Raw genomic sequence first — 15,142 nt, forward strand, 5'->3', positions numbered from 1 at the left:
TTCCACTTTCGTTGATTGGAGCGTAAGGCGGCGACTCCTGCGGGAACAGCACGGGCTGAAGACCCTGGACTGAGCGTAGCGAGGGAAGCGGCTGAAGACGTGCCCGCGGAAAGCGTCCGCCTGAAGCGCAAATCAACCTTGTTCGGATTCCGAGGTTAATTATTCTATTATGAAATTGATTCAATTAAACATAATTTAAATATGTTGGATTTGCAATAATCGGACAGGTTTCTTTAAATTACAAGGTAGATTTTAATATCTTCATTAGAAATAAGAGTCGTACCTTTTGCTAGCTATTTCAGTATATATATGTTATTCTTAGGAAGAATTATTTTTGTTCGTTTCAGATTGAGAATAGAATTTGTTTTTCGTCTAAGGTATTTGAACGAGGATAGTAACACATTGTGTGGACATCCACACTAGGAGGCAACAATTATGGAACAAGGTACAGTTAAATGGTTTAATGCAGAAAAAGGTTTTGGATTCATCGAGCGTGAAACAGGAGAGGACGTATTCGTACATTTCTCAGCTATCCAAAGCGATGGTTTCAAATCTTTAGACGAAGGTCAAAGTGTAACGTTTGAAATTGAACAAGGACAACGTGGCCTACAAGCTACAAACGTTCAAAAAGCTTAATAATAGCACATAAAAAGACCCTACATGTAGGGTCTTTTTATGTGCTTAAATTTTGGGTTAACTACTTCTGCGAACGGGTATTATGTTAAACGTTGGTATGATGAGTTCTTTCATAATTGAGGTTGCCATATGGTATGAATAATCATTAATTGCGGTTAACCTCCCGGAATTGTATAGCCCACCATATCCTCCTTGGGCTATGCTAGACTGATAATTAATTATATGTACTTTTATTAGGGAATATAATGGTTGACGAGGGAGTTAGGGAAACATTGAATTGTTTTTATTCCATTAAAGTGCGCGATTGTGAAGTGACACAGGTAGAAAATGATCAAACATTTTTATACAACAGATATATAAATTTGATGGATATGAATCCATTTTGATCAAACTTTAATTCAAAGTAATAATGGTTTATCAGCAAAAGATATGGTTGTCATTTAATTAGAGAGTGGATTGATTTTTAGATTACTGGTTAAGTAGAGACACTCTGAAAAGCGCACCTCGGAACGGAAATCTACCCCACGTTATGGTGGAGTATGCAATAGCTAAAAAAGTAGGGCATCTCTTGTTCAATAACGAACAAGAGATGCCCCATTTTTATCTGAAAAGCATTTGCGATTTTTAAAATAATAGATGACCTTATAATGCCTAGTCGTTTATTTTAAGCACCATCAGTCGTTATTACTTGGAAAAGCAAATGTTGACGCGGATTCGCTGTTTTCTTCAAACCACTTTTCAGAAACCGTTTTGGTCTTGGTGAAGAAGCGGACTTGGTCTGGCCCAAACATATGACCCTCACCAAATCTCGAGCGTTTCCAGCCGCCAAAGTTATGATAACCAACAGGAATTGGAATGGGCACGTTTACCCCAACCATACCGACGTCTATCTCCGATGTGAATTTGCGAGCGGCCGCCCCGTTATTCGTGAAAATGGTGACACCGTTACCGAGCTCATGTGCATTGATTAAGTCAATCGCTTCCTCCAATGAATTTACCCGAACGACGTTACGAGCGGGACCAAATACCTCTTGCTCATAAATTTCCATGCCAGGTTTGACATTGTCTAATAAGGTAGGACCTAGATAGAAGCCGTTGGAATTTTCAGCGATGTCTGGGTTGCGACCATCGCATACGAGTGTAGCGCCTTCTTCTAGGCTACGGTCGATAAAGCCAATGATTGCGTCTTTTGATTGCTTCGTAATAACAGGTCCAAAATCAACATCTGGATCTGTATAGGGCCCCACTTTTAATTTTGCGATTTTATCAACCAGTACGTTGATGAGGTTATTTGCTGTTTCTTCGCCAACGGGAATGATTGTGGAAATGGCCATACAGCGTTGGGAAGCGGCACCGAAAGCCGCGCCTAAAAATGCGTTTGCGACCTGTTCTAAATCTGCATCTGGCATGACAATCATATTGTTTTTACCGCCACCTAATGCTGTAACACGCTTTCCGTGTTTTGAACCGGTTGTGTAAATGGTTTCAGCGACTGCTGTGGAGCCGACAAACGAAATGGCTTCAACAGCAGGGTTTTCTAATAGTTCGTTGACTGCATCCTTGTCGCCATTGATGACTGTCCAAACACCATCTGGTAAACCGGCTTCTGTCCACAGTTCCGATAAAAATAATGCGGAGCAGGGCACGCGCTCGGACGGCTTTAAAATGACGGAATTGCCGACTGCGACAGCCATACTAGTAATGGCAAGTGGCACCATCACTGGAAAGTTGAATGGGGAAATCGCTGCCACAACTCCAAGTGGTGCTTTTGCGGAATAAGCATTAATATTCCCACCAACATTGACGGAGTACTCGCCTTTTAATAGGTGAGGGGCATTGATGGCTAAGTCGACGGATTCTAAACCACGTGTGATTTCACCCTTGGCATCCTCGATTGTTTTTCCGCTTTCGATACAAATGATGTCGATGAGTTCATCCATACGTGCGGTCATCAATTGACGAAACTTCATGACGATTTCAACCCGTTTGCCAACCGACAGCGCGCGCCATGCTGGGAAGGCTGCTTTAGCGGTTGCAATTGCGCCTTGTACTTCCTCTTTCGTTGCAATAGGGACGCGTGCAATCACTGCCCCTGAACTTGGATTGAAAACATCAGAGAAGTGACCACTTGTGCCTGCAACGATTTCACCATTCATAAAATGCCCTAGTTCTTTAATTTCTGTATTCGTTACCATACATTCATTTCCCCCTTGTGTTTAGGCCTTTGGCAGTAGTTCATTTAAAGAGTGTATAAGTTTTTCAACAATCAAATCTTTTTCTGCTAATGAAATAATCAGCGGTGGAGCGAGTGTTAAGGTATTGTTAAAGCCTGCAACCGTGACACCATTTTTTCCGATGATTACCCCTTGTTCTTTACATAAAGCGATGACTTTGTTTACAGAAGTTACATCAAGTGGCGCTTTGCTTTTTTTGTCACTTACAAGCTCAATGCCAATCAGTAAGCCTTTACCACGGATGTTGCCGACATTTGGATGATCATTTAAACGTTCTTGTAGTTCCGCATGGATAATTGCGCCCATTTCTTCTGAGCGAGCAAATAAATTTTCATTTTCCATGATTTCAATATTTTTGAGGGCAACCGCACAAGCTGCTGGAGAACCACCGAATGTGTTGACGTGGCGGAAAAAGTCGTAGTCCTCGCTCCCAGCAAAGGCCTCATAAATTTCACGGCGCACAGCTGTAGCAGATAACGGCATATAGGCGCTTGTTAAGCCTTTTGCCATTGTGACAATATCTGGCTGAATGCCATAGTTTTGAAAGCCAAATGCTTTACCTGTACGTCCGAAACCGCAAATTACTTCATCGACAATGAGCAGGGCCCCATGCTTTTCGCAAACTGTTTTTACCCCACGCAAATAGTCCTCATGTGGCATTATCACGCCGCCGCCGGTAATAATAGGCTCCAAAATCACACCTGCAATCGTCTCGGATAATTCCCACGTCATGACATTATCGATTGCCTGAACAGAGGGTAGGGCAGCTGGTTCTGTAATATGATCTTCGTTTGCACGGTAGGCATCTGGTGGTGCAACATGTATGAAGCCAGGTGCTAGCGGTTCATATTTATATTTGCGTTGTGCTTGCCCTGTTGCCGCTAATGCACCCATCGTACTGCCATGGTAGGCACGATAGCGAGAAATAATTTTGGTGCGATTTGTGTGACCTTTTTGCAGATGGTATTGACGTGCGATTTTAAAGGCGGCTTCATTCGCCTCTGAACCACTATTAGAGAAAAATACAACATAATCATCACCTAATAATTCGCTGATTTTTTCGCTTAGTTGAATGGCAGGGATATGCCCAACAGATAGGGGAGTATAGGCATTTTCCAGTAATTGCTCGTAAGCGACTTTGGCAATTTCCTCTCGCCCGTAGCCAACGTTGACGCACCATAAACCAGACATGGCATCTAAATAACGTTTCCCATCAATGTCCGTTATCCAAGCGCCTTTCGATTTCTGAATGATTGTCGTCGCGTTTGGGTTGTAGGGCTTCATGGAATGCCATACATATTGTTCATCTTTTACTTGCCAATTTTGACTCGTTACATTCGTCATCGGACATCATCACTCCTTCATATATCATCATGCAATAAATCTAATCTTCAATTCTTTGGAAAAATAGCAACAAGAAGCTTCGCGCTACTAAAGTACTTTATCGTTAGCGCATCTGCTTCAGTGAGTGAAAATCCATTCATAACTGCCTCCTATCACGCATAATTTTAGATGCGTCAACACATCTATTAAACAAAAAGGTCAAATGCAAATTGGTTTTTATAAAAAAGGCTTGAGGTGTTCACATCCACTAGCAGTTCTACCTTTTTGACATTATTAAGAACTTTCATAAAAACCTACTTTTAATATCTATGAAAGAGAGGACTTGCATATGTATAAATGTAATAGTAGTCGATTGCAGGAGTTAATTGAACAATTTAGTCAATTTGGTGCAACTGCCAATGGGGGAGTAACCCGTTTGTCCCTTTCACAAGAGGATGTAGTAGCAAGAACCTATTTTTGTGAAATATGCAAAGAGCTAGGTATGGAAATTCGAGTAGATGATATGGCAAATATCTATGCGATTCTACCAGGAAAAAGAGATTGCCCACCAATCGTAATGGGATCACATTTAGATTCGGTTGAAAAAGGTGGCAGGTTTGATGGTGTCTTAGGCATTTTAACAGCAATAGAGGCGATACGAACGCTAAAGGACAACGACATTGAGCTCGAGATTCCATTAATGCTTGTGAATTTTACGAATGAAGAAGGTGCGCGCTTCGATCCGGCGATGATGAGTTCCGGTGTCATTTCTTCAAAATTTTCGAAAGACAAAATGATGCAGTCTGTTGATAAAAATGGCATCACTTTTAAAGAGGCGCTACTAGCCAGTGGATACGAGGGGGAAAAAGAAAATCGTTTAACAGAAGCACTGGCTTATATTGAACTTCATATCGAACAAGGCCCTGTATTAGAAGCTAAGCAACGGGAAATTGGTGTGGTCGAAGGCGTTTTAGGCATGGTGTGCTATGAAATTAGCGTGACAGGTGAATCCAATCACGCTGGCACAACACCGATGTCGATGCGTAAAGATCCGATGATTGTAGCGTCCAACATCATGACGACTTTGCATGAGCAACTTGGCGAAATCGACGAAGAGCTCGTCTACACATTTGGTCGTATGAATGTTTCTCCTAATATTCATACAGTCATTCCGAACGAAGTATTATTTACCATTGATTCCCGTCATCAAAATCCGGAAGTAATGCGAAAAGTGGAAGAAATACTAAATGGCTTACCTCCAGAGGAAGAGGGCTGCCACATCCAACCAGTCAAGTTATGGGGACGAGATACTGTATTTTTTGATGCAATCATTTGTAATGAAGTGGAAAAGTCGTGTCAGAACTTTGGCTATTCATCCCACAGAATGTTTAGTGGGGCAGGTCATGATGCGCAGTATATCGCGAGCTTCATCCCCTCGGCAATGATTTTTGTTCCAAGTATCAAGGGGAAAAGTCACTGCGAGGAGGAAGAAACGGCATTTGAAGACTGTACAAAGGGGGCAAACGTGTTACTAGAAACCGTGCTGACACTACAAACGGAGTTCAGCAGGGGCGAAAAATACACACTAAACTCATGATGAGTTCAGGCTAGAATACAATAATTGGCTAGCACATTAACAGATGTAGATAAATTTCTCATTCATTAATAGAAGGGTGATGGTAGCGTGAAAAAAGTAATTACAGGTGGACTCATTGCAACGGCTTCAGATCTATATGAGGCAGATATTTTAATAGAGAACGGAAAAATCGTGCAAATTGGCAAAAATTTATCAACTGACGGAGCGGAAATTGTAGATGCAACGGGTAAATACGTGATGCCTGGGGGAATTGATCCGCATACACATTTGGATATGCCGTTCAACAATACGGTGACAGACGATGATTGGAAGTCGGGTACAATTGCGGCTGCCTTCGGTGGGACGACGACCATTTTAGATTTTTGCTTATCTGCGGGTGAAGAAAGACTTGCGACGGCTGTGGAAAAATGGCATAAAAAAGCAAAGGACAAATCAGCCATTGATTACGGTTTCCATTTAATGATTAGTGATTTAACGCCTGAAACAGAGGCAGAGTTACCGTTGTTACTAGAGAAGGAAGGGATTACCTCTATTAAGGTGTTCATGGCTTACGCGAAAGAATTCCAGGCGACAGACCGTACGCTGTTCAAAGCCTTTAAAATCGCAAAAGATATTGGTGCTGTTGTCATGGTGCACTGTGAAAATGGCTCAGTCATCGACGAATTAGTAGAGGAGGCGAAGCAAGCTGGTCAGACGGCGCCAATTTATCACGCACTGACGCGTCCCGCGGAGATAGAGGGTGAGGCGACGAAACGGGCCATTGAACTAGCTCATATCGCAGGAGCCAAGCTTTATGTTGTACATGTGACGTGTAAAGAGGCACTAGATGAAATTATCGCAGCACGTGAAAAGGGCTATGACGTGTACGGGGAAACATGTCCACCTTATTTAACGCTCGATCAGTCAGCGTTAGCACAGCCAGGCTTCGAAGGGGCGAAATATGTTTGGTCACCACCCCTTCGCCCGAAATTTCACCAAGAACATTTGTGGAATGCGTTAAAAGCCAAGCAATTGCAAACAATTGGCTCGGACCAATGTTCATTTAGCTTTAATGGGAAAAAGCAATTAGGGTTACATGACTTTTCTAAAATTCCAAATGGTGGACCTTTTATCGAAGATCGTTTTAGCATTTTATTTTCTGAAGGTGTGGCGAAAGGACGAATTTCCATCCATGACTTCGTCGATATGATTTCGACAAGTGCCGCAAAAATTTTCGGCTTATATCCACAAAAAGGAACGATTGCTATTGGTTCTGACGCGGATATTGTCATTTTTGACCCTGCGGTAAAGCGTGAAATTTCAGCGCACACCCACCATATGAATGTCGACTACAACCCGTATGAGGGCTGGGAAGTGACCGGAGAGCCTATCAGTGTACTTGTGCGTGGTGAATACGTCATTGAAAACAAACAATTTGTAGGAGTAATAGGCAGTGGCCGATACATCAAGCGTGCACTTCAGCAGACGACTGCACAAACAATCAACGTGTAAACATCAATCCATGAGGGGGAATGTTTCAATGACTTCGCAACTCGAACGAAACTTTGTGGAAATGACTAGCAGGATGACAAAAAATGAAGCACTAGAAGAGGCTAATCGCTGTCTGTATTGCTATGATGCACCTTGCATTACAGCTTGTCCGACAAGTATTCCAATTCCGAATTTCATCAAAAAAATTGCTTCCAGTAATATGAAAGGTTCGGCCATGATGATTATGGAGGCCAATCCGATTGGTGCAAGCTGTGCGCGAGTATGTCCGACCGAGGAATTATGTGAAGGGGCATGTGTGTTAAATTCCTCGACAAAGCCTATTAAAATCGGGCACTTGCAACGTTATGCAACAGATTGGGCGATGGAATCAGACGTCGAGCTATTTAAAAAAGGTCAATCAAATGGACAAAAGGTAGCGATTGTTGGCGCTGGTCCAGCTGGTTTATCGGCAGCGCGTGAGCTTAGTCGCTTCGGCTATTGTGTCACAATTTTTGAAGCAGAAGCAAAAGCGGGTGGCTTGGGCAACTACGGCATCGTGTCATTCCGATTACCGAATGATGTAGTGGATTGGGAAGTGGCGCAAGTTGTAAAGCTTGGTGTGGACATTAAAACAAACACAACAGTAGGCGTGGATATTTCTGCCGAGGAAATTTTAGCGCAATATGACAGTGTTATTTTAGCGGTTGGTATGGGGGCTGTGCCTAATCTTGGCATTAAAGGCGAGGAACTAGCTGGCGTTCATGATGCCATTGAGTTTGTAAAGCACACGAAAATGGGCGTACTGACTGAAGACTTAGTTGGTAAACGTGTCGCGGTCATCGGTGCTGGTAACACAGCTATCGATGGTGCCACCTGTGCTGTGCGACTAGGTGCTGAGCAAGTGAACATTCTTTATAGAAGAACAGAAAAAGAGATGACTGCCTACAAATTTGAATATGAATTTGCCAAGCAGGATGGCGTTGGATTTAAGTGGCTGACAGCGCCGAAACAAATTATCGGTGATGAGGCAGGGAAAGTAGTGGGACTTGAATGCGTCAAGATGAAGCTTGGAGAGGCGGGTGCGGACGGCAGACAACGACCTGAAGTAATCAAGGGATCTGAGTTTGTTATAAAAGTGGACGCGGTCATTAAAGCAATTGGACAAACGCGCTATGTCTCACTCATCGAAGCGTTTGGATTACAGCATACGAACGGAGTAGTAGACATTGACGAAACAACTATGCAAACATCGAATGACAAAGTGTTTGCCTGTGGAGATGTCGTGTTTGGCAATGGCCAAGGGGAGGCAATGGTGGTAACAGCTGCACAGCAAGGTAAAGATGCTGCTTACATTATTCATGAGCGTTTAGGAAAACCGAGCGAAATCGCATAGGGGGGATGGGGCATGGCAGACTTACGAATTGACTTAGCGGGGATTAAATCACCGAATCCATTTTGGTTAGCATCGGCACCACCGACTAATTCGGGCTATCAAGTGCAACGTGCATTTGAAGCGGGCTGGGGTGGCGCAGTTTGGAAAACATTGGGCGAACCCATTTTAAATGTTTCATCACGCTTTGCGGCTGTTAGCTTTAACGGACAGAGAGTAGCGGGCTTTAATAATATTGAGCTCATTACGGATCGTCCGTTAGAGGTTAATTTACAGGAAATTCTTGAAACGAAAAAAAGGTTTCCTAATCATGCCATTATCGCTTCGTTAATGGTAGAGCCACAGCAAGAAAAGTGGCATGAGATTGTCAAAAAAGTAGAAGCTGTGGGGGTTGATGGTCTTGAGCTTAATTTTGGTTGTCCACATGGGATGGCAGAACGCGGAATGGGAGCTGCCTCTGGTCAAGTACCTGAATTGGTTAAGAAGCAAACGCACTGGGTGAAGGAAGTTGCACGTACCCCTGTTATCGTCAAGCTAACGCCAAACATTACGGATATTACGATGACAGCAGAAGCGGCAGTGCGTGGCGGGGCAGATGCCGTTAGTATGATTAATACGATTAATAGTTTAGCGGGTGTTGATTTAGATTCATGGAATACGGTGCCGCATGTAGGTGGGAAGGGGGCGCATGGCGGATATTGTGGGCCGGCTGTTAAGCCCATTGCACTAAATATGGTCGCAGAATGTGCACGAAATTCTTTCGTTAATGTACCAATTTCGGGAATTGGTGGGATTTCAAATTGGCAGGATGCTGCAGAATTTATGTTGATGGGTGCAACGGGTGTTCAAGTTTGTACAGCAGCAATGCACCACGGATTTAGTATTGTTGAAGATATGATTGACGGACTTAATAATTATCTGGATGATAAGGGCATTGCCTCTGTGATGGATATAGTCGGTAAATCGGTTCAACGTTATTCCGACTGGGGTGACTTAGATTTAAATTACAAAGTTGTTGCCGAAATTAATAATGATGTTTGTATTAATTGTAATAAATGCCATATTGCTTGTGAAGATACGTCGCATCAATGTATTGACTTGTACACAGAGAGTGGTCGTCCGATGCTAAAGGTACGCGAAGAAGATTGTGTGGGCTGTAATTTATGCTCGATTGTGTGTCCAGTAGACGGTGCGATTTCGATGGTCGAAAGAAAGTCCATTATTGCGCCAATGACTTGGAACGAACGTCAATCACTTATCAGTAATTTTGCCCGATAACAAAGAGGTAAATTGTTTGTTAGTTAACTGGAAATCTACTATAAGGGAGAGACATGTATGGCGATTGCTGGAGATTATTTAAAATCACCAGATTTACTTCCAGTGACACATCAAAAAAGAAGTATCGGGACATTTGGTTTTGCAGTGATTTGGATAGGAATGGCCATCGTTTTAGCCGCCTTTGCAATTGGCGGATCAGGTATTATGAGTTTGTCATTGCCGATGGTGATTTTAGCGACAATGATAGGTTCCGTATTAATCGGCGTATTTATGACGTTGATCGGTGATATTGGTATTGAGCACGGCTTGTCCTTCCCGGTTTATATGCGTGCCCCATTTGGCACAATTGGCACGCATATACCATCGCTCGTTCGTGGGGTGACAGCTGCTTGTTGGTTCGGGCTTAACACCTATTTTGGTGCAATGGCCATCAATGGGATTTTGAATTTATTATTCGACTTTAATAATTGGTTTTTATGTTTCCTTGTTTTCGCTGCATTACAGTTATTTAACACGTCGCTCGGCATTAAATCCATTGAGCGCTTTGCGGATTTTGCGGCGCCGGTTATTATATTAATATCGTGCTGGATGTACATTACGCTTTCCGATCAAGCAACGGTTCAAGGGAAAGATGTGTGGACTTGGGTGGAATCACCAACGACAGGGATAGCAGCTTTTACAGCGTTCATGGTTGTGATTATGGCGAACATGGGGTTCTGGGCAACGTTAGCAGCTGATATGCCAACACTATCTCGTTTCTTTAAGGCGCCAAAAAATGAACGCAATTGGTTCAAGCGTAATAAAACGCAGTTAGTTGGCTCTTTAATCGTAATGCCGATTACCAATACATTCATCGTAACAATAGGTGCAGTTGCTTATATGGCAGTGGCATCTGCTGATCCGATAAATGCCTTGCAGCAAAGTGCAAGTGGAATTGTGTTAGGGATTTTATTGCTAATGATTGTGTTAGCGCAATGGTCGACAAACACGTCAGCAAACGTTATTCCTGCGGCAACGATTTTCTCAAACATTGGTGGACCAAAAGTGCCGTTCTGGGCTGCTGTTATAATCGCGGGGGTTATTGGAATCATAGCACAGCCGTGGAGCTTATTTGGTGTCTTGGTCAGTGCGTTATTAATCATTGGCGGTATTTTAACAGCAATTGTGGGGATATTATTCGCCGATTATTATTTAATCCGTAAACGTCGTGTCAACGTAAAGGATCTGTATGAATTAGACGGCCAATATAAGTATATGAATGGCTTTAACTTAGCGGGGTTAATCGCTTGGGTGATTGGTGGAGTCTTAGCAAATATGTTCCCAACGTATTCTTCATTAGTGGGCTTTTTCGTGGGGGCACTTGTGTACTATGTTTTGGCGAAATATTGGTGGTTCAAAAAGTACCCACAAGCCGAGCTAGACGATCCTAGTGACGCCAAGTATTTAGGTATTACAGTTGGGCACGATTGGGACGATATTGTCGTGCAAGAAATAGAAGCAAAAGCTGCTGAATGAGAAAAGCGAGGTGTGCGTATGTCGGACCATTTACTAAGCATGGATGAAATGAAACAAGTAGATGACTATTTAGACAGAGGCTTTAAAGTCCATTATGTCTATGAAAATTTAAGCGGGATGTTTGTCGAGTTTGAACGACAGAAAGAGGAAGTTTGTTTGCAGATTCTGACCGCCGAAGCACGTAAATATTTAGCGGCAAAGCTCCACGAACAAACGCTGTTGTAAGAAGGCATGCCAAATTAATATGAAATGGTGAAAACTCTATTCTATTTTTGTTATAATGACTAGAAAAGGTCACGATGCGAAAGACGTTTCTCTTCCGATTTTTTAGCAGTTCCAATGTGAGCCATTATATCTGGTAACACAGTGCTTCCTTATATTTCAATGCAACACTAGTGAAAAAAGATATATTGTTATAAATAAAGATTGATAATAAATAACCTCTTCGAGTATCATATCCGTAAGAGGTTATTTATTTTTTATTTGCTATTTGGAAAGGGTTACCATCTATGAAATTACATTTTTATCAACCAGAGTTTGATAAGCACATTGAAGGATACATATTAACAGATGAACAATTACAATTTACAGGCGCACCAAAAGACGCGATTGAATTTTCGCAAACAGAAGACAATCATTACCCTATTTTAGCGCTAGACCACGAGCAATTGGTTACTTTTTTTGCTCTGCATACATGTGAAGGCGTTCAGCCTTACTCTGCCAATGCTAGTGCTATTCTCATTAGAACTTTTTCAACCGATTTTCATCATCAGCGTAAAGGTTATGCTCGGCAAGCGCTGTCGCTTGTACCTGAATTTGTCACAGAACACTTTGTGGGAATCAATGAGATTGTACTAGCCGTCAATGTGAGGAACACGTCGGCGCAAGCTTTGTACAAAACATGTGGGTTTGTTGACAATGGTGTTCGAGCGATGGGGTTAAGAGGTGAGCTTATTGTGTTAAGTTATTACTTGCAGGATGAATTTAGCAGTGTACAAAAATAGAACTAATAAATTGGGGGAAAAAATCATGCTAGAAATTATTGCGATAAGTGTAGAGGATGCAATTGCTGCGGAACGTAGTGGGGCAGATCGGTTGGAGCTTTGCTCAGCCCTATCTGAAGGTGGACTAACGCCGAGCTTAGGTTTGGTAGAAGCTGTTGTGCAAGCGGTCGATATTCCGGTTCATGTCATTGTTCGACCACATAGCAGAACTTTTCACTATGACGAAAGTGATTTAGCAGTTATGCTGGCGGATATTCGTTATATCAAACAGGCGGGAGCCGCCGGTATTGTGATTGGTGTATTGAATGAGGACAACAAAGTGAATACGCAAGCACTATCCCGTTTATTGCAGGAGTCAGGAGAGATGAAAGTCACTTTCCACCGAGCTTTCGATGACATCGATGATCAGTTGGAGGCGTTAGAAGTCATTGCTAGTTTCCCGCAAATTCAGCGGATTTTAACTTCTGGGGGACAAGCTCCAGCACCAGAAGCAGCTGATCAGCTGAAAAAATTGGTGGATAAGTCTCGGAGTACATCAGTCCGTATTTTGGCGGGCAATGGTATGAGTCCAGAAACGTTATCTGCATTAGTAACGGCAACCGGCTTGGAAGAGGTTCATTTTGGCTCGGCGGTTCGTGTGAATCGAAGCTTTATGCATCCGATTGATGAGAAGGTTATTGCAGGAGTTAAAAATGTGCTTATGCAGTTAAGGGAATCTTAAGGAATAGGCTACTATAGAAATATGAAAAACACGGGATCACAGCAATTTACATTTGCTGTGATCCCGTGTTTTTTTTTGCCGTGAAAAATCACAAAAATCCTAGTTTGACAAGATGCGATTGATATCATGACATTGGATGGTACGTAAATAACACGAACAGCCCTATGCTGTCCTATAGAGTATTCAAACTTTCAAGCGGATTTCGCTGTAACGTAATTGTCGGTTAATTCGCAATATAGTTGCTTGCTAAAAACTCACTTGCGTATATAAGCATGTAATTATATGATAGAGAAGAAATGGAGGGATCATTTATGAATAAAAATTTTACGACAGATATTCAAAGGGCATCACAACTGTTGAAATTGCTTGGAGATCAAACGCGATTGACGATGATGAAATTGTTACAATCTCATGATTGTTGCGTTTGTGAATTTGTAGAGATTTTCAAAATGAGTCAACCGGCAATTAGCCAACACTTGCGAAAACTGAGAGATATTGAGTTGGTAAAAGAAACACGCAAAGGAAAATGGATCTTCTACTCTATAAATAAAGATCACAAAGATTATCCATTTATACAAAGTGTCCTTGAGAAGCTTCCAGGGCAAGATGGGTTAGTCACTGAATTAGAAGCACAAGGTTTGCGTATTTGTTGTGAATAGAGAGGGGAAAGTGCTTTGACTTCAGTTATTGTAGCATCATTGATATTCATCATTACACTTATTTTTGTTATTTGGCAGCCTAGAAATTTATCAATAGGATGGTCAGCTTGTATTGGGGCAATAATCGCTTTATTAGTAGGAGTTGTTATTTTTCAAGACGTTATTGATGTAACGGGTATTGTATGGAATGCAACACTTGCTTTCATCGCTATCATAATCATCTCCTTAATCTTGGACGAAATCGGATTCTTCGAGTGGTCGGCTCTACATATGGCTAGATTAGCCAAAGGCAGCGGGACTCGCATGTTTGTTTATGTCAGTCTGCTAGGTGCAGTTGTTGCTGCATTGTTCGCAAACGATGGGGCTGCCCTTATACTCACGCCAATTGTACTTGCAATGGTACGAAATTTGAATTTCAATGAAAAAATGATTTTCCCATTTATTATTGCTAGTGGTTTTATTGCAGACACAACTTCCCTACCATTAGTCGTGAGTAACTTAGTCAATATTGTTTCGGCAGACTTTTTCGGTATCGGCTTTGTTGAATATGCATCTCGAATGATCGTCCCGAATTTATTTGCATTAGTTGCGAGTATTTCGGTGTTACTGTTATTTTTCCGTAAAAGTATTCCTAAAGACTACGAAGTCTCAAATTTAAAACAACCGAAAGATGCTATCAAGGATATAAAGTTGTTTCGACTAGCTTGGGCGATATTAAGCGTATTACTCATTGGGTATTTCTCTAGTGGATTTACGGGATTACCTGTCTCTATTATTGCTGGGCTCACGGCGATTTTCTTTATGGCCATGGCACAAAGAAGCCCAGCAGTTCATACGAAGCAAGTACTTAAAGGTGCACCTTGGGCCATCGTATTCTTCTCTGTCGGGATGTACGTTGTTGTCTACGGATTACGAAATGTCGGTCTAACAGCGGTATTGGGCGATATCATTCAATTAGCAGCCAATCAAGGACTCTTTGTAGCAACAATTTCGATGGGCTTTATTGCAGCAATATTGTCATCCATTATGAATAATATGCCAACTGTCATGATTAACGCGTTGGCTATATCAGAAACGACTTCAACAGGACCTATTCGTGAGGCTTTAATTTATGCAAATATCATCGGGTCAGATTTAGGTCCCAAAATCACGCCTATTGGTTCGTTGGCCACTTTACTGTGGTTGCATGTACTATCTCAAAAAGGTGTGAAAATCTCATGGGGTAGCTATTTTAAAATCGGGATACTCTTAACAGTCCCAACGTTATTCATTACATTAATTGGACTGTATTTATGGTTGTCATTCATCCAATAAA

The 15,142-nt window shown here is 42.1% G+C and carries 13 protein-coding genes; 11 read left to right on the forward strand and 2 right to left on the reverse strand.

What is annotated here, in order from left to right; genetic code table 11:
* Nucleotides 1-435: 435 nt before the first annotated feature.
* Nucleotides 436-636 carry a cold-shock protein gene (locus R2B72_RS17870; RefSeq protein ID WP_318618216.1) on the forward strand — a complete coding sequence of 67 codons (201 nt, stop codon included), beginning with the start codon at nt 436-438 and terminating at the stop codon, nt 634-636.
* Nucleotides 637-1,310: 674 nt separating this feature from the next.
* Here R2B72_RS17870 and R2B72_RS17875 read toward each other — a convergent pair.
* Together R2B72_RS17875 and R2B72_RS17880 are read right to left on the reverse strand one after the other, a co-directional pair.
* Nucleotides 1,311-2,831, reverse strand: coding sequence for a CoA-acylating methylmalonate-semialdehyde dehydrogenase (locus tag R2B72_RS17875; RefSeq protein ID WP_318618217.1), 1,521 nt, complete (start codon nt 2,829-2,831; stop codon nt 1,311-1,313).
* 21 nt (nt 2,832-2,852) lie between these two features.
* Complete coding sequence (locus R2B72_RS17880) at nt 2,853-4,214, reverse strand: aspartate aminotransferase family protein (RefSeq protein ID WP_318618218.1); 1,362 nt, start codon at nt 4,212-4,214, stop codon at nt 2,853-2,855.
* A gap of 328 nt (nt 4,215-4,542) precedes the next feature.
* Between R2B72_RS17880 and R2B72_RS17885 the strand changes: the two genes are divergently transcribed.
* The 10 genes from R2B72_RS17885 (at nt 4,543) to R2B72_RS17930 (ending at nt 15,141) form a co-directional block, all read left to right on the forward strand.
* Nucleotides 4,543-5,790, forward strand: coding sequence for a Zn-dependent hydrolase (locus tag R2B72_RS17885; protein ID WP_318618220.1), 1,248 nt, complete (start codon nt 4,543-4,545; stop codon nt 5,788-5,790).
* 87 nt (nt 5,791-5,877) lie between these two features.
* Entirely contained in the window at nt 5,878-7,281 is a 1,404-nt protein-coding gene (hydA, locus tag R2B72_RS17890) for a dihydropyrimidinase (RefSeq protein ID WP_318618221.1), read from the forward strand.
* Between the two features lie 28 nt (nt 7,282-7,309).
* Nucleotides 7,310-8,653 (forward strand): NAD(P)-dependent oxidoreductase, encoded by a 1,344-nt coding sequence (locus R2B72_RS17895; RefSeq protein WP_318618222.1) that lies wholly within the window; start codon nt 7,310-7,312, stop codon nt 8,651-8,653.
* A 12-nt stretch (nt 8,654-8,665) separates the two neighbouring features.
* Nucleotides 8,666-9,928, forward strand: a complete 1,263-nt coding sequence (preA, locus tag R2B72_RS17900) for an NAD-dependent dihydropyrimidine dehydrogenase subunit PreA (protein ID WP_318618223.1) — start codon at nt 8,666-8,668, stop codon at nt 9,926-9,928.
* Between the two features lie 57 nt (nt 9,929-9,985).
* On the forward strand, nt 9,986-11,443 hold the full coding sequence (locus R2B72_RS17905) for an NCS1 family transporter (RefSeq protein WP_318618224.1): 1,458 nt from the start codon (nt 9,986-9,988) through the stop codon (nt 11,441-11,443).
* A gap of 18 nt (nt 11,444-11,461) precedes the next feature.
* Nucleotides 11,462-11,668 carry a hypothetical protein gene (locus tag R2B72_RS17910; protein WP_318618225.1) on the forward strand — a complete coding sequence of 69 codons (207 nt, stop codon included), beginning with the start codon at nt 11,462-11,464 and terminating at the stop codon, nt 11,666-11,668.
* 284 nt (nt 11,669-11,952) lie between these two features.
* On the forward strand, nt 11,953-12,447 hold the full coding sequence (locus R2B72_RS17915; protein ID WP_318618226.1) for a GNAT family N-acetyltransferase: 495 nt from the start codon (nt 11,953-11,955) through the stop codon (nt 12,445-12,447).
* Nucleotides 12,448-12,472: 25 nt separating this feature from the next.
* Nucleotides 12,473-13,168 (forward strand): copper homeostasis protein CutC, encoded by a 696-nt coding sequence (locus tag R2B72_RS17920; RefSeq protein ID WP_318618227.1) that lies wholly within the window; start codon nt 12,473-12,475, stop codon nt 13,166-13,168.
* Between the two features lie 311 nt (nt 13,169-13,479).
* Nucleotides 13,480-13,827: a metalloregulator ArsR/SmtB family transcription factor gene (locus R2B72_RS17925; protein ID WP_318618228.1), complete on the forward strand. Its 348-nt coding sequence runs from the start codon at nt 13,480-13,482 to the stop codon at nt 13,825-13,827.
* A gap of 15 nt (nt 13,828-13,842) precedes the next feature.
* Nucleotides 13,843-15,141 (forward strand): arsenic transporter, encoded by a 1,299-nt coding sequence (locus tag R2B72_RS17930; RefSeq protein WP_318618230.1) that lies wholly within the window; start codon nt 13,843-13,845, stop codon nt 15,139-15,141.
* Nucleotide 15,142: the final 1 nt, after the last annotated feature.

It is taken from the genome of Sporosarcina sp. YIM B06819 (genome assembly GCF_033485175.1).
In the GTDB taxonomy this organism is placed as follows: Bacteria; Bacillota; Bacilli; order Bacillales_A; family Planococcaceae; genus Sporosarcina.

What these genes read in the sequence shown, in the direction of transcription:
- R2B72_RS17910 (WP_318618225.1), top strand. Translation starts at nt 11,462, where the DNA reads ATGTCGGACCATTTACTAAGCATGGATGAAATGAAACAAGTAGATGAC.
- R2B72_RS17880 (WP_318618218.1), bottom strand. Translation starts at nt 4,214, where the DNA reads ATGACGAATGTAACGAGTCAAAATTGGCAAGTAAAAGATGAACAATAT.
- R2B72_RS17895 (WP_318618222.1), top strand. Translation starts at nt 7,310, where the DNA reads ATGACTTCGCAACTCGAACGAAACTTTGTGGAAATGACTAGCAGGATG.
- R2B72_RS17870 (WP_318618216.1), top strand. Translation starts at nt 436, where the DNA reads ATGGAACAAGGTACAGTTAAATGGTTTAATGCAGAAAAAGGTTTTGGA.
- R2B72_RS17925 (WP_318618228.1), top strand. Translation starts at nt 13,480, where the DNA reads ATGAATAAAAATTTTACGACAGATATTCAAAGGGCATCACAACTGTTG.
- R2B72_RS17915 (WP_318618226.1), top strand. Translation starts at nt 11,953, where the DNA reads ATGAAATTACATTTTTATCAACCAGAGTTTGATAAGCACATTGAAGGA.
- preA (WP_318618223.1), top strand. Translation starts at nt 8,666, where the DNA reads ATGGCAGACTTACGAATTGACTTAGCGGGGATTAAATCACCGAATCCA.
- R2B72_RS17875 (WP_318618217.1), bottom strand. Translation starts at nt 2,831, where the DNA reads ATGGTAACGAATACAGAAATTAAAGAACTAGGGCATTTTATGAATGGT.
- R2B72_RS17905 (WP_318618224.1), top strand. Translation starts at nt 9,986, where the DNA reads ATGGCGATTGCTGGAGATTATTTAAAATCACCAGATTTACTTCCAGTG.
- R2B72_RS17885 (WP_318618220.1), top strand. Translation starts at nt 4,543, where the DNA reads ATGTATAAATGTAATAGTAGTCGATTGCAGGAGTTAATTGAACAATTT.
- R2B72_RS17920 (WP_318618227.1), top strand. Translation starts at nt 12,473, where the DNA reads ATGCTAGAAATTATTGCGATAAGTGTAGAGGATGCAATTGCTGCGGAA.